16 protein-coding genes are annotated in these 13,214 nt (G+C 34.5%); 10 read left to right on the forward strand and 6 right to left on the reverse strand.

Annotated elements, in window-relative coordinates:
- Positions 1 to 393 precede the first annotated feature (393 nt).
- Positions 394 to 708: a hypothetical protein gene (locus H9632_RS08515; protein WP_191703690.1), complete on the forward strand. Its 315-nt coding sequence runs from the start codon at positions 394 to 396 to the stop codon at positions 706 to 708.
- 118 nt (positions 709 to 826) lie between these two features.
- On the opposite strand, the gene H9632_RS08520 is transcribed toward H9632_RS08515, so the two are convergent.
- The 3 genes from H9632_RS08520 to H9632_RS08530 all read right to left on the reverse strand — a co-directional run bounded on the left by H9632_RS08520 (position 827) and on the right by H9632_RS08530 (position 2,804).
- The gene (locus H9632_RS08520; protein ID WP_191703691.1) at positions 827 to 1,540 is read right to left on the reverse strand and encodes a hypothetical protein; all 714 of its coding nucleotides are present in this window, start codon (positions 1,538 to 1,540) and stop codon (positions 827 to 829) included.
- Positions 1,527 to 2,231: a hypothetical protein gene (locus tag H9632_RS08525; protein WP_191703692.1), complete on the reverse strand. Its 705-nt coding sequence runs from the start codon at positions 2,229 to 2,231 to the stop codon at positions 1,527 to 1,529. Before H9632_RS08525 ends, H9632_RS08520 begins: the two co-directional genes overlap by 14 nt.
- A 75-nt stretch (positions 2,232 to 2,306) precedes the next feature.
- The gene (locus H9632_RS08530) at positions 2,307 to 2,804 is read right to left on the reverse strand and encodes a hypothetical protein (RefSeq protein ID WP_191703693.1); all 498 of its coding nucleotides are present in this window, start codon (positions 2,802 to 2,804) and stop codon (positions 2,307 to 2,309) included.
- A gap of 300 nt (positions 2,805 to 3,104) precedes the next feature.
- On the opposite strand from H9632_RS08530, the gene H9632_RS08535 reads away from it, so the two are divergent.
- The 3 genes from H9632_RS08535 (at position 3,105) to H9632_RS08545 (ending at position 6,104) form a co-directional block, all read left to right on the forward strand.
- The gene (locus tag H9632_RS08535) at positions 3,105 to 3,749 is read left to right on the forward strand and encodes an HAD family hydrolase (RefSeq protein ID WP_191703694.1); all 645 of its coding nucleotides are present in this window, start codon (positions 3,105 to 3,107) and stop codon (positions 3,747 to 3,749) included.
- On the forward strand, positions 3,746 to 4,363 hold the full coding sequence (locus H9632_RS08540; RefSeq protein ID WP_191703695.1) for an NUDIX hydrolase: 618 nt from the start codon (positions 3,746 to 3,748) through the stop codon (positions 4,361 to 4,363). The genes H9632_RS08535 and H9632_RS08540 overlap by 4 nt, the downstream gene beginning before the upstream one ends.
- Positions 4,364 to 5,072: 709 nt before the next feature.
- A complete protein-coding gene (locus tag H9632_RS08545; RefSeq protein ID WP_191703696.1) occupies positions 5,073 to 6,104 on the forward strand; it encodes a S66 family peptidase in 1,032 nt (343 codons plus the stop codon).
- 123 nt (positions 6,105 to 6,227) lie between these two features.
- Here the strand turns inward: H9632_RS08545 and H9632_RS08550 are convergent, their stop codons facing one another.
- Positions 6,228 to 7,691, reverse strand: coding sequence for a phospholipase D family protein (locus H9632_RS08550; RefSeq protein ID WP_191703697.1), 1,464 nt, complete (start codon positions 7,689 to 7,691; stop codon positions 6,228 to 6,230).
- A gap of 235 nt (positions 7,692 to 7,926) precedes the next feature.
- Between H9632_RS08550 and H9632_RS08555 the strand changes: the two genes are divergently transcribed.
- Complete coding sequence (locus H9632_RS08555) at positions 7,927 to 8,397, forward strand: YtxH domain-containing protein (RefSeq protein WP_191703698.1); 471 nt, start codon at positions 7,927 to 7,929, stop codon at positions 8,395 to 8,397.
- Positions 8,398 to 8,944: 547 nt separating this feature from the next.
- On the opposite strand, the gene H9632_RS08560 is transcribed toward H9632_RS08555, so the two are convergent.
- Positions 8,945 to 9,097 (reverse strand): YrzI family small protein, encoded by a 153-nt coding sequence (locus H9632_RS08560; protein ID WP_191703699.1) that lies wholly within the window; start codon positions 9,095 to 9,097, stop codon positions 8,945 to 8,947.
- 549 nt (positions 9,098 to 9,646) lie between these two features.
- Here H9632_RS08560 and H9632_RS08565 point away from each other — a divergent pair.
- The 4 genes from H9632_RS08565 (at position 9,647) to H9632_RS08580 (ending at position 12,083) form a co-directional block, all read left to right on the forward strand.
- The gene (locus H9632_RS08565) at positions 9,647 to 10,462 is read left to right on the forward strand and encodes a serine hydrolase (RefSeq protein ID WP_191703700.1); all 816 of its coding nucleotides are present in this window, start codon (positions 9,647 to 9,649) and stop codon (positions 10,460 to 10,462) included.
- Positions 10,440 to 10,907 carry an NUDIX hydrolase gene (locus H9632_RS08570; RefSeq protein ID WP_191703701.1) on the forward strand — a complete coding sequence of 156 codons (468 nt, stop codon included), beginning with the start codon at positions 10,440 to 10,442 and terminating at the stop codon, positions 10,905 to 10,907. Before H9632_RS08565 ends, H9632_RS08570 begins: the two co-directional genes overlap by 23 nt.
- Before the next feature lie 333 nt (positions 10,908 to 11,240).
- Complete coding sequence (locus H9632_RS08575) at positions 11,241 to 11,627, forward strand: hypothetical protein (RefSeq protein ID WP_191703702.1); 387 nt, start codon at positions 11,241 to 11,243, stop codon at positions 11,625 to 11,627.
- A 204-nt stretch (positions 11,628 to 11,831) separates the two neighbouring features.
- Positions 11,832 to 12,083, forward strand: coding sequence for a hypothetical protein (locus tag H9632_RS08580; protein WP_191703703.1), 252 nt, complete (start codon positions 11,832 to 11,834; stop codon positions 12,081 to 12,083).
- Positions 12,084 to 12,202: 119 nt separating this feature from the next.
- Here the strand turns inward: H9632_RS08580 and H9632_RS08585 are convergent, their stop codons facing one another.
- The gene (locus tag H9632_RS08585) at positions 12,203 to 12,457 is read right to left on the reverse strand and encodes a GlsB/YeaQ/YmgE family stress response membrane protein (protein ID WP_191703704.1); all 255 of its coding nucleotides are present in this window, start codon (positions 12,455 to 12,457) and stop codon (positions 12,203 to 12,205) included.
- 211 nt (positions 12,458 to 12,668) lie between these two features.
- On the opposite strand from H9632_RS08585, the gene H9632_RS08590 reads away from it, so the two are divergent.
- A complete protein-coding gene (locus tag H9632_RS08590) occupies positions 12,669 to 13,193 on the forward strand; it encodes a D-glycero-alpha-D-manno-heptose-1,7-bisphosphate 7-phosphatase (RefSeq protein ID WP_191703705.1) in 525 nt (174 codons plus the stop codon).
- The last annotated feature ends 21 nt before the right edge of the window (positions 13,194 to 13,214 follow it).

Here is a 13,214-nt window from a genome sequence, read left to right on the forward strand (position 1 = left end):
ATATACATTTCGAAAAAAATTTTTTGGCACTCAAAAATGGCGTGAGCCATTGATATATCAACATTTATAGAGGGAGGATTTAAAATCGACTCTGAATTCTTATTAAAACTGTTAAGTGATTTCAACAAATTTTCTTCGGTTGCAAATCTTGGTGTAGATATTGAATTTTATAAAAAATAAAAAGTTTTAAAATAAATACAAACTTCAACAATCGGGCGCTTTCCTTGAATAAGGAGAGGGTCCTTTTTCGCCTTTTCCTTTAAAGGGCAATATAATTGAACACCACCTAGTTATCTAGGTTACAATTTAGAAGATATTGTTAAAAAGTATTCTTAAATTGACGGGTAAATATATTGGAATTAAAATGAGAAATTTAAATATTGGGGGAATACAATGAAAAAAGCTTCAATTTTAATGATTACAGTCGTTTTATTAGTTCTCGCATCTTGTGGAGGACCTTTCATATCAACTACTTCGATGTTGATTGTTATTGAAAAGGGGCGTTCAAGTGACTATAAAGAGTATTGGGTTAAAGCATACGATCCGAATAATCAAACTAAAGAAGAAGCATTTAAGATTGTAGTTCAAGAAGAAATGGTATGGAACTTAATTGAGGAAGATAAAGAGTATTTTTCTTTGTATTCAAAAGAAGGAGATAAATCCTGGGTTTTAGAACAAATTGAGCATATAGAAGATCAAAAAGATTAAATTATTTAAGACTACTTTTATTCAACAATCGGGCGCTTTCCTTGAAGAAGGAAAGTCCTTTTTTGCGACGCACTTAAACATGAAGTATGGAATTCTTCTTTTCCACACTTCATGTCAATTATTGAATCCTATCCAAATCATAATACATGATAAACTCTAATGTCGTATCCGCTTTCCCTGTCCAATAACTTTCTGTGCCATTTGTCTCGAAATCTTCTAAATTATATTCGGCCGCAATTAAATAATTCGGATTGTAATTGAAAAATGAGAACATAGAATTATTTGTTACGCCAGCGGACTTATCAAGCTCAGCCATTAGTTTAGACCATTGTTCTGGCACTTTTGTAATGCCGTATTCCGACAATGTTATTTCCTCCGTTAATAGTACCTGTGGCGTAAAGAAATGATTATCCCCAGATGAAAGGAAGTTACGCTCACGGTAAAATAGTAACGTCATCGTTGCGTCTTCAGCGGAGCTTCGATTCCACACGATAAAACTTGATGATAAATCTTTTTCATCTAATTGCCAGCGCATTTTTTGATGGGTTGTTAAATTAACTAATTTCCACTTTGCCTTATCCCATTTCCAAAACGACATCGCTTTCGTTCCGTCATAATTTACAAACGGCACGAAGTAATGGTGTTCATCTAATTGGAGCACATCTTGTATTTCTTTTACGTTAAGGGAACTTGTGTAGCTATTCATTTCCTCGATCATTGCTGCTTCAGACAAAAATGACGTTGGCTGTTTAAAGTTTAGCCATAAAAGAATGCCTGCTATAGCGACCACTATGACTACAACGATTCCAATGATAAATTTATTTTTCCCCATTTGCCGTCACCTCCTGTAAAATCGATTCATCGAGGCGGTAATACAAATGTTTAGTCGGTGATGCGATCAGCAGGCCCTTTCCATCCTTCTCCACATAAATCGTTGCCTTCGCCTGACTACCCCATTTCGGCGCTATATTTGCTAAAATGTAGGGGAATCGTTCAACCTCAACTCGGTCATCACCAACACTTTCGTAGTACCAATCCGTATTCACAGGTTGCTCTTTTGCAGCTTTTACTTGCTCGAGGATAGATGCACGAACAGCTATATTGTCATTTGCTGACGGATGAATGCTCAAAATTTCTATGTTTTCCGAATGAGCTATATACGTATGGATATCATTTTTATCATAAAGAAAAGAATAGAATGGCATAATTAATAACGTACCTACTAAAAATAAATAATTCGAAAAAAATCCAAACCATGCAAATTTTAAATATGTATTAAAATTAGGCCGCTTTGAAAAAAATAAATAGATGGCTATCACACCTAATGGAATAAGCGCGAAGTGAATTGCCTGTTGCTCAATTGGATAATTTAACGAAAATGCAAATTTACCGACAAAATATACAATGACTGCTTTCCAAATAATCGGCTTTATTTCTTGCTTTTTATATAACTTAAAACCGATGACAAAAATTAGCAGCCAGCAAAAGCTGTAAACGACTGCTTCTACGAAATTCATACCCACCAATTACGCCCCCTTTAAGAATAATATGAGTCTTTTTTTCATTTACATTGCCTCCTAATATTTCCATGCAATATTTTAACGAGTCTCAGTTGTTAATTGTTCAAGTGTTTTCCATACAACGATTTTTTCAACTTCTTGTCCGTCACTATCGAATGTAATTTTTAATCTGCGCGAATTATCTACTTTTATATCACCCAATGAAAATTTAATCACAATTTTTCCTTCGCCATTAATTTCTAAACCATTTATGTCTTTTAATTCTCTGTCATAAGATTCGTCACGTAAACCAGTTTTCCTTGATGGTTCTGCTCCGAAAATCTCATACTTTATGCCATCTTCTTCGTATGTAGTAAGAGGGTCGGGATAATCTTTAACGAACTCAATCGATTTTAGTGTTATAGGTGATTCACCTGTCCATTTAATGGGCGCTACCATATAAAAAGTTTCTTTTTTCCAATCAGCACCAAATTGCCCTAATAAAAATTCACCGTCAACCTCTTTGACCTGTTCCCTACACCCAGCAAGTGAAGCTAAACAAAACAAAATAAATAAATTGAATAATATTCTTTTCATAAAACACCTCTTCAAAATTTTACCATAAATCGTACTTTGCGAACGCATAGATTTAATGCTCCTAGTTATTTCGCAATCGGGCGCATTTCTTTAATTATGAATACGTCCATTTTCATTTGAAATAACAAGTTACTAAACGACACTTTGCTAACTTTTTTGTTCAACTAATACAGCATGTAGTTAAGAAAGAAGGACTTAATGGAAAAATATAGAAGTATTTAAGAAACGGAAGACTATTGTTTTAGACTATAAATGTATGTGTAAAGATTGCGTTCTTTATGCTAACAAAAGGAGTTATTCATGAAAGCTGTAGTGTTTGATTTTGATGGAACATTGGCGAATACTTTACCAATTTGTTTTTATGCTTTTCAAACGGTATTTAAAGAATTTGATAAAAGGGAACTTACTACAAATGAAATTAAAGAAATGTTTGGTCCTTCTGAAATAGGCATTATTATGAATAATTGTTCAAGTCCAAATAAGGAAGATGCAATTGAATATTTCTACAAAAAATATTCGGAAGTACATAAAAGTTTGGTATTAGACAATACTGAAATCCTAGACTTATTGAAGTCGTTAAAAGATGCAGAAATAAAATTAGGTATTTTTACAGGAAAGGCAAAAAGAAGTTTAGATATCTCTCTAAAAGCATTAGGGATGGAAGGTTTGTTTGATGTCATTATAACTGGTGATGATGTTATAAAACCGAAACCTGATCCAGAGGGTTTACTGAAAGCCTTGTCTCTTTTAAAAGTTGAGAATTCTGAGGCGATTTATATTGGAGATAGTGATGCGGATATTATTGCTGGTGCACAAGCTAACGTCTATACAATCGGTGTTCAGTGGTTACCTGAATACCAAACGTCTGAATTTAGTGTACAACCCGACTTAATTATAAAAAGTATAAAGGAATTCAAAAGCTCCTTTAAAGTAGGTGCTTTATGAGTCATCAATGGTTGGAATGGGCAAAAAGAATTCAAGCATTATCTCAGGCTGGATTAACATTTTCTAAAGACAGCTATGATATCGAGCGTTATGAGGAATTACGTAAGATTAGTGTAGAGATTATGTCCGAATACACTGAACTTGAAATGAAAAAAATTAAGAATTTATTTGCAAATGAAACGGGTTACCTAACTCCCAAAGTTGATGTTCGTGGTGTTGTTTTTAGAAACGAGCAGATTTTAATGGTAAAAGAAAATATTGATGATAAATGGGCATTGCCGGGTGGGTTTTGTGATATCGGATTATCCGCTTCAGAAAACGTCGTAAAGGAAATTAAAGAAGAATCGGGCTATGATGTTCTCCCAATTAGATTACTTGCCTTAATGGATAATAATAAACACCCACATCCTCCAGAACCATATCATTACTATAAGATATTTATATTATGCGAGATCATTGGAGGAGAAGCTGCTGTAGGTATTGAAACGAAAGACATTCGATTTTTTTCTGAATACAATTTACCACAGCTTTCTACTAATAGAAATACCGAGTCTCAAATTAAAACACTCTTTGAATTTGCGCGGACGCCTACAAAGGAAACGCTATTTGATTAAAACTCTAGTCGTCATAAACGTATTAAAGTAAAAAGATAAAAAATGAAGAATGAAAAAGATATATCGTTATGTACCTTAAGGGGGAAGTAATATGAAAAAGTCTTTACTGATTTTTTTAGTAGTAATATTAGGGTTAATTATTTTAAGTGGTCTAATGGCTATTGCATTGTTTTTTAAATTCAGTTAACTAGCTAATAAGACATAACAATCGAGCGCTGTTTATTGAATAAACCATAAATTTTATTTCAAATAATGAAGGCTTCAGAAGTATTTGAAATTATTAGGGGGTGTAGGCACTAAAACAAAGGGGTGCAAGTCAATAGTAAAAAAAATAACGCAGTTGGGTATAGTGATGCGTCTTTTGGGGTAGGTGTAATAGCAATAATCTTAGCTCTCAATGCAATTCTTATGTTTGTCATAGGAGTTATTTTAAATATTTACACATTCATTATAAAGAAACGAAAAGCAAGAGAAAGCCATATGTTAGAAAGATAAAAATTCACCCAAAAAGGTATCGGATTACAGATTTCCAACTGTGTTCGATGCTTTTTTATTTTTAAGCAAATACATACGGATTCAATGTCAAGAGATTATTGGAAAAGATATGTATTGATGTGTTAATATTTGGAATAATGCAAATCTCACGAAATAAGGAAGAAGAGTACTTTTCCAGTTTCATAATGAATTGAAAATGTTAGGGGGAGTTAATGTGTTAATGAAGCCACAAAAATTGCAGCGGGGAGATCGGGTTGCTACAGTAAGTCCTTCTTGGGGTGGGGCAGGTGAACCAGCACTTAAATGGCGATATGAACAAGGTGTAAAGCGGTTGGAGGAAGTTTTTGAACTAGAGGTTATCCCAATGCCGAATAGTTTGAAAGGTGGAGAATATCTTTATGAAAATCCACAAGCACGAGCTGAAGATTTAATGACGGCATTTAAGGATGAACGTATCAAGGGAATCATTGCAAATATTGGTGGAGACGATAGTATTCGCTTACTCCCTTATATTGATTTTGATGTTATACGTAACAACCCCAAAATATTGATGGGTTATTCCGATGTGACCATTTCTCATTTATTTTGTCACAAAGCAGGTATTTCTTCATTTTATGGTCCAGCAATTTTAACTGATTTTGCAGAAAATGTGGAGATGGACCCTTATACAATTGAGATGATAAATCGAACGCTATTTTCAAATGAGATTATTGGTAATATTCAACCGGCTAATGAATGGACGAGCGAGCGTTTGGAATGGGCAGAAGAGAATAAAAATCTTCGCAGGAAAATGCAGAAAAATTCAGGTTATGAAGTACTTCAAGGATCAAGCGTAGCACAAGGACATTTGATAGGTGGTAGTATTGAAGCTTTAGAGTTTGCTAAAGGAACCGAGATCTGGCCAGCAAAAGAATATTGGGAAAATAGCATCCTTTTCTTTGAAACATCTGAAGAATACCCTGATCCACATCTTATTAAGTATTGGTTGCGAAATTATGCTGCACAAGGCATTCTACAAAAAACGAATGGTATCATTTTTGGTAAGCCACAGGATGAGAAATATTATGATGAATATAAAGAGGTAATTCAAATAGTAATGAAGGAATTAGATTTGGAAGACTTACCGATTCTTTATAACTTGAATTTTGGTCATACAGAACCTAAATTTATTTTACCTTATGGCGTAAAGGCAGAAATTAACTGCGAGAAAGGGACGTTCAAAATTCTAGAAAGTGGAGTGAAATGAAGGTAAATAGCTTTTCTAGAAACGGGAACCTTATGAAAGTTTCTTTTAAGTGTGTTTTAATGAAGGCAAAGTCTAAATAAAAAGGAGGTGCCGGATTGAAATTGAGGCATCTCCTTTTTCCTATTAATAAGTAGTTACTTTGGCTATTTTTTGTGCCGTGTAAATCCAGCGCTGCCACCAGGAGAGGTTATCCTGAAATTCTTCCACATCAAGCGTGTAGAGGGCATCTTCATTTTTCCAAAGCCGTTCAAAATATTGTTCCATATTCAAGACGAGCGCGCTATCATTTGGAGCGAGGATGCGGACGTTATTTTCCAGATTGTAATCATCTAATGTTCGTTCCGTATAGTTGGAAGAACCGCTTGAAATGATTGTTTGTTCCGCTGTTTGAATCCAGATGGCTTTTGTATGGTATTGGCCGACTACGGTATTGTACCAACGAATGTTGATCTGTTCCTCTGTATCCTCAAGCAGTTCGTTCACAACCGGCCGATTTGGCAGACCGGACTTTTCCTGGCCGAATGAGTTTTCATTTGGGTCTAGAATCATATTCACCTGCACGCCTCGGTTTACCGCATCGGTTAAGGCATTGACAATGTCGCGCTGGGCAATGAAGAACATGCCAATCCAAATTTTATCTCCTGCTTTTGTCGCCGCTAAATCTTCGAGTAAGGCATCTAAAATCTTCTTCTCGGTCAAATATTGCACAGCATACTGGCCTTCACCTTGCTGAGGAATATCAGCTCTCGGCAATTTCGGACCATCCGACATAAGCGACACCGCTTCTTCTGACTTCAGAATATCGTTTATGATGGGCCCAGTTACTTTCAAAGCAAGATTTCCGTGGAAACCACTTGCATCATGTGGGTTTGATGATGTAATAATCGCTTCCTTTTCCGAAATGGCTGCTTTACGGTGGTTGGCTTTCACATTGAGCAGTTCCAAATAGGAAGATACAGTCATTTTTGGTGCTTTGCTCGACATGGCATTGGCAATCCATCCTTTGCCGTCGTTGTCGAACCATTGAAAAAATAATCGGTATAAGCCTGAATAAATCGGTGTGGAATCCCGAAGCGGCTCTAAATTGGTGTAAACAATTTCTACCCCGGCTTCACGCATCTTCTTGAACCACGGGGTTTCATAGGAGCCATAGCCTTTATTTAGCGGATCGGTGATGAAAATAACCGGCATATCGGGATTGTTTTTCTTTTTCTCGGTAAGCTTGTCAGAGAGGAGATTCGCGATTGGGGGGAAATCTTCTTTTTCATCGAAATACCCATCCATCAAAAAGAAATCGACTACCACAAACTGTTCGGCTTCATCAATCAATGTATAAACTTCATCGAATATATGATTCTCATGTTTCCGATTGGTCCCTTCTTTGTCTTGTGCATAAGTTAAATCCGTCAGCATTTCAATATTGTCAGTTCTATGCAAGTCTCCTTCATAGGAAATACCTTCCGGCAACGGTTTATATGTATGCCATAACATCTCACCTATATATAGCAAAATCAAAAGAAGTAAAAGAGCGCTTAGAACTTTATATTTGCGACTCCGGCTGTTCCATTTCTTCAGAACTTTTTTCATTGAAATTCCTCCAATACTCTTGTACTTTTAGTTCCCGTGGAAAAGCAAAGTTAAACAGCGGTAGCTTGCGTGGTGGATAGGGCCATTTAACTTTGTGAAACCTTAAAAGTAAAATGGAAATGTCTGTAGCACCTCATTGTTAATGCTTGTTTGAATAGCCGAAAAGTTTAGATGAAAAAAATATCGGGCATTAAGTAGTAAGAGAACAAAATCAAAACATAAAGGAGCATAAATTATGACACAAACTTCTTATAATGATGTATCGACAACCACGGAAAACGAAAATAATGGGAAGCTTTTAAGAGGCATGATGATAGGGGCGGTTATTGGTGGTGCGCTTACAATGCTTGACTCAAACACAAGAAACAAAGTAACTGCCACAACAAAAAATATGAAAGATTCGACAATGGATATGTACAGCCATGTCAAAAACAATCCATCAGAAGTGAAGGAGGACTTGCAAGAGCGTTTGAAATCCGCTTCTTCTGTTCTCAAAGAAGCAATAAGAGATGCACAAAATCTTTATGAAAAAGTAAACGAGAACATTATTCTCCCAGTTAGTACAGTAAAGGAAGAGTCAAGTGAAATTCTCTCTCATGCCAAAGAAGCCAAGACTGACTTAAAGGTAATCGGAGGGAAAGTAAAAGAAGCCGGCGAAGAAGTGATGGATAATAATAATGGGAAAAACCAAGGTGCTAAATATTAGGAAGCTTCCATCCCTAATATACAGCTTTCAATTCCTACGAAATAAATAATCTTCACCATTAGGACGCTTTTCTTTAAAGGAAAGTGTCTTTTGCTGTTTAGAGGGAACGAGGAAATGGTGTAGGTTCAAATATAATAAAGTATCGCAAGGGAATGAGGTTATTCTGAAATGTTTTTGAGTGTTGACCCAGTTGAGAATCCTAAAATGATAAAGTTAATTTGAAGCAATTTCGCACCCATATTCAAAGGGAGCAGTTTTTTATAATGATGATGGTACTACTTATAATAAAACCTATATAAGAACTGATTTGAAAAAGTTGTTGAACTAACGGAGGCTTTAGCGAAGAAAGGGCTTCGACTTCTCTAATATGTGGCTGTGTGAAAAGAATTTACTTTTCCCACAGCCCATGAGATTTAAGTGTTTACTACATTATATTACTTCATCTGGTAGCTAAGTGGAGTCTTTATCCACCCATAAAACTGCATAATTCCTTTTAATCATATAAATCATTTCAATTCCCACCTCTCAGATTTTTGAATTAACAAAATTAATATTGACGATGACGTGCGTAATTTTCTAATTTCCTTCGGTTCTCTTCAAAGATTTTTTTTGCATTTTCATCATGAATTACTTTCTCAAGAGAAATCTCACGCTCACGTTTTGTAATAGCTATTGTAAGAGAAAAAATGTTTAATACCATGGTTTATCACCTCCTTAAATTACCCTAAAAAATGAAAAAAACCGTAGAGAGACTCCCCCTACGGTAAAAAAAAGGCACAAAAATACCGTAGGGGTACACTTCTCCCTACGGTATGGGTATACTTAATTGTAAAAAAACTTTAAGCGATCCATTCCAATTTGGTCGAATGTGTGATTTTCGTTTTTGTTGAAGTTGTAACTATTAGTGACATTAATTTATTGATAATGATCATTTTATCCGACCTCCTTAAGAATTTTTTGATTATTGTGTAAGTATAACGGACTCAATATTATTTGTAAACATTTATTTACTAATTATATATAAAATGTAAAAATATATATTCGCTTTCCTTGAATAAGGAAAGGGTCTTTTTTTGTTCGTTTTTTAAAACGAACAATGGATGATGAGGTACAAAAAATCTTTTACAATCGGACGCTTTTCTGGAATAAGAGTAGCGTCTTTCTTCATGAAAAGGGGGCAGATTTGTGATGTAACCTATATTGGATATTTATGCTAAAATATATAAAAATTGTGAAGTGGGGTTTTGAGATGGAAAAAGTTCTTGGAAAAATAAAAGAATTAGAGTCAGGTGAAGTGGGAATTATTATTTATTCTCAAGTAAAACAAGATGTACTTTTATCATTAAATTCGGGTTTATTACTGCCGCTTGCTTCTGCAGCAAAAGTTCCAATTGCCTTTTGTATCGCAAAATTAATTGAAGAAAGACATTATAAATGGACTGATATTGTTGAAGATGTAACTTTTAATCCGGAAGAGGATGGTAAGGAAGTATATCCTCACTTTCAAAATAGAGATAACTTGTCACTCCAAGATGCGGTGGAAGTGATGATAGCTTGTCACGATAGCTTTGTTGCGAACAGAATCGTTCAATTTTGTGGTGGATGGGAAATGATTAACCAAAAATTAAAATCATATTTTAATAACATAAATATTACTCAAAATCCTAGAGACTTAAATAATAAGGGTGAATTGAGTGAGATGTTAGAACTTTTACGATTAATATATCAAGGGTACGAAATTAATCCTGATTTATGGACTCCAGTTATAAATGGTTTAGTTAGGCAACGAGGTGATATAGATGGTATACCAAGCCATTACTTAAATCATATGACTGGTGGATTAGATAATCTTATTGTTGATATTGGGATAATGGGTGAGTTCTCCAAAAATCCATTATTATTTGTTGTGGGGGCAAAGGGGTTACCAAATAGATATAAAGAGAAATTAGCAGATGAAATAATTATTGATGCAATGAAATTAATTTATGATGAATATTGCAATCAAGAAGTTCATCCGAAGACTAGTTTCAAAGGAGAAAATGATGAACTATATTCAATCTCTTAGAAATATTATTGGAACGAGACCAATTATTGCTCCTGGATCAGCAATCATTGTGATGAAGGAAAAGGAGTTATTACTACAATTACGTTCAGATACAAATGATTGGGGAATTCCTGGAGGCGGGATGGAGATAGGGGATAGTTTTGAAGAGACAGCTAAAAAAGAATTGTTTGAAGAAACGGGCCTTATTACAAATCATTTAGAAATATTAGGATTAGCTTCTGGTAAGGAGTTTTATTATAAATTTCCTCATGGGGATGAGATATACAACGCCACTGTTATATTCAAAGCTGGAAAAGTAAGTGGCAATCTGAAAAAAGATGAAGAAAGTAGGGAACTTGCTTACTTTCCATTAGATTCTTTACCTGAATTAAATTATACTACCCAAAAAATTTTAGAAAAGATTGGTTACATAGTTGTGGAGGAAGTTGAAAATGAGGTGGATTGAAAGGAGAATGTTAAATGGATAAATGGTAGGGATGCTGTGTTTTGGACTTTTAAAAGGATATTTAGTGTCGTTTTATTAATAAAAACATAAGGTACAACTAAAGAATGGAAAAAGTTTTATCTTTTACCGATGGGATGATTGTTTGTTAAAAATAATTTTTTCAGTATTATCTGCATTTCTTTTTCTGTTAATAAGTTCATCATTTACAGAAATGCCTTTTGGCTTGGAGGGGAGGAGTGGGTTTTCAAGAGCCATATTCTTTGAATAAGGAATTGTGCCAAGCCCCTAGAAAACCCAACATATTATTCTCCGAAATCAAAGGAGGTGATTATAATGAATAAAATTCTCTTTGGGGTATCCTTAGTTGGTTTAGTGTTCTCTTTTATATTTATGGTAGTATCAATCTGGAACAATACTGATTGGATGTTACTTGAAAGAGGTTATTATACTTTTGGAATAATTACTGTAACAATAGCCGTATACTTAGCAATTCAACTCTTAGTGGAATTAAATAATCTCGATATATTAGGTAAATTCAATATGGTTTTATCAGTGGCATTTGCAGTAATATCGATAATCTTCATGGCAATTTCTATAAGAAATACAGAGTGGGTCCTGCTAGAAAAAGGTTACTATTGGATGGGGCTAGGGTTTGTTACTGTAACGTCAGCAATGGTTTCTGCTACTATATCAAGTATCCTTAGAAGCAACAAAGAATAACGTCAAAGGGTGGTGAGACGCAATGTTTCATCGCTCTTTCTATTTGTATATAAAAAGTTATACGACTTTTACTATAAATTGGATATAACATTTTTTTAAACAATGCACTAAACGAATGGGTATGAGTGTTTTAACAATAATGTTTTTTTTTGGAGGATAAGTTATTATTAAGTTTATGGTTTTTATTTTAGGGAGGTTATGAATATGAAAAGCACATTTGAAGTTATGCACGATGGTCACCATATTCAAGTGGAGAATAGTTGGTTTTCCGGAGAAAAGCTATATGTAGATGGTCAATTACAAGATGAAAATCTTGGTATTGGTTTAAGATGTAAATTATATGGTGAACTGAAAAGTAATGTAGATAAAAAAATTATTAAAGTAGCTCTCGGGGGAACTTTTAAAATTAAATGTAGTATATTTGTAGAAAATACCTTGATTTATCCTAAACAGTAATAATGCTTCTTACTAGGAACTTTAACAGTAAAATTTACATAAATAAGTCTAATAACTTTCCAGCTAAAAGGTCCTCCACAACTAAAATTGTAGAGGACCACTTTTTTAAACTATTTAGCTTATGAAGCTCTACGCATTGATTTCATGATGAAGCTTACTATGAACACAAGTATTACGGCTCCAATGATAGCAGGGACGATATAGAAATCTGAAACTTTAGGTCCCCAACTTCCAAGAAGCATACCACCAATCCATGCACCAACAATACCTGCGATAATATTACCTATAATTCCGCCTGGGACATCTTTACCCAAAATTACACCTGCAAGCCAACCGATAAGGCCGCCAATAATTAAAAACCAAATGAAACTCATACTATCCATCTCCTAATTTTTATTTTAGATATTTCGCTATAGTGTTTTATAACCTTTATTGAACGAGTCTAAACTTTAAAGAGAAAAAATATTTTTATTACTTGCAAATAGATAGTTACACTTAAATGTGGGATATCTGAAATAACACTGCGTAAAGCCGATAATTTATAACATACTAAAAGTAAGATTAAATATTAAAGGTGTGATTGGATTGAAAAGGGCAGTTTTTTTAGATCGAGATGGCGTAATAAATGAAGTGCTAACGAATCGAGTGAAATTTGTAAACGAACCGAAGCAATTTTATTTTTTACCTGGTGTAGAAGAAGCAATTAAAAGTTTAAATGAGTATTTTGATTATGTGTTTGTCGTAACAAATCAAGGTGGAATCGGATTAGGTTTTATGAAGGAAAAGCAGTTACATAAAATTCATGACCATATGGTAGTTGAATTGGAGAAAAAGGGAGCAACGATTCATGAGGTTGCCTATTGTCCACATAAACCAAAGGCTGGGTGTAAATGTAGAAAACCTAATAGCAAAATGATTGTAGATCTAGGGAAAAAATTCAAAATCGATCTTGAACAATCATATATGGTTGGAGATACGGATACGGACATTCAGGCAGGTAAAAAAGCGGGAACAAGAACGGTTTTTATTGGGAAGCACGATCCATTAGCAGATGCAGCGTTTCCAAATTTAAAAGAGGCAGCACAATGGATTATTCAGGATTTAAAATGATAAGCGGTAGTGCCAAGCGAT

Origin of the sequence: Solibacillus merdavium, from assembly GCF_014836935.1 — a bacterium.
GTDB lineage: Bacteria > Bacillota > Bacilli > Bacillales_A > Planococcaceae > Solibacillus > Solibacillus ferritrahens.

Excerpts from the sequence above, each read along its gene's own strand:
- H9632_RS08585 (WP_191703704.1), bottom strand. The coding sequence starts at position 12,457 with ATGAGTTTCATTTGGTTTTTAATTATTGGCGGCCTTATCGGTTGGCTT.
- H9632_RS08560 (WP_191703699.1), bottom strand. The coding sequence starts at position 9,097 with ATGGTATTAAACATTTTTTCTCTTACAATAGCTATTACAAAACGTGAG.
- H9632_RS08570 (WP_191703701.1), top strand. The coding sequence starts at position 10,440 with ATGAACTATATTCAATCTCTTAGAAATATTATTGGAACGAGACCAATT.
- H9632_RS08580 (WP_191703703.1), top strand. The coding sequence starts at position 11,832 with ATGAAAAGCACATTTGAAGTTATGCACGATGGTCACCATATTCAAGTG.
- H9632_RS08540 (WP_191703695.1), top strand. The coding sequence starts at position 3,746 with ATGAGTCATCAATGGTTGGAATGGGCAAAAAGAATTCAAGCATTATCT.
- H9632_RS08520 (WP_191703691.1), bottom strand. The coding sequence starts at position 1,540 with ATGGGGAAAAATAAATTTATCATTGGAATCGTTGTAGTCATAGTGGTC.
- H9632_RS08555 (WP_191703698.1), top strand. The coding sequence starts at position 7,927 with ATGACACAAACTTCTTATAATGATGTATCGACAACCACGGAAAACGAA.
- H9632_RS08515 (WP_191703690.1), top strand. The coding sequence starts at position 394 with ATGAAAAAAGCTTCAATTTTAATGATTACAGTCGTTTTATTAGTTCTC.
- H9632_RS08535 (WP_191703694.1), top strand. The coding sequence starts at position 3,105 with ATGAAAGCTGTAGTGTTTGATTTTGATGGAACATTGGCGAATACTTTA.
- H9632_RS08575 (WP_191703702.1), top strand. The coding sequence starts at position 11,241 with ATGAATAAAATTCTCTTTGGGGTATCCTTAGTTGGTTTAGTGTTCTCT.
- H9632_RS08530 (WP_191703693.1), bottom strand. The coding sequence starts at position 2,804 with ATGAAAAGAATATTATTCAATTTATTTATTTTGTTTTGTTTAGCTTCA.
- H9632_RS08550 (WP_191703697.1), bottom strand. The coding sequence starts at position 7,691 with ATGAAAAAAGTTCTGAAGAAATGGAACAGCCGGAGTCGCAAATATAAA.
- H9632_RS08565 (WP_191703700.1), top strand. The coding sequence starts at position 9,647 with ATGGAAAAAGTTCTTGGAAAAATAAAAGAATTAGAGTCAGGTGAAGTG.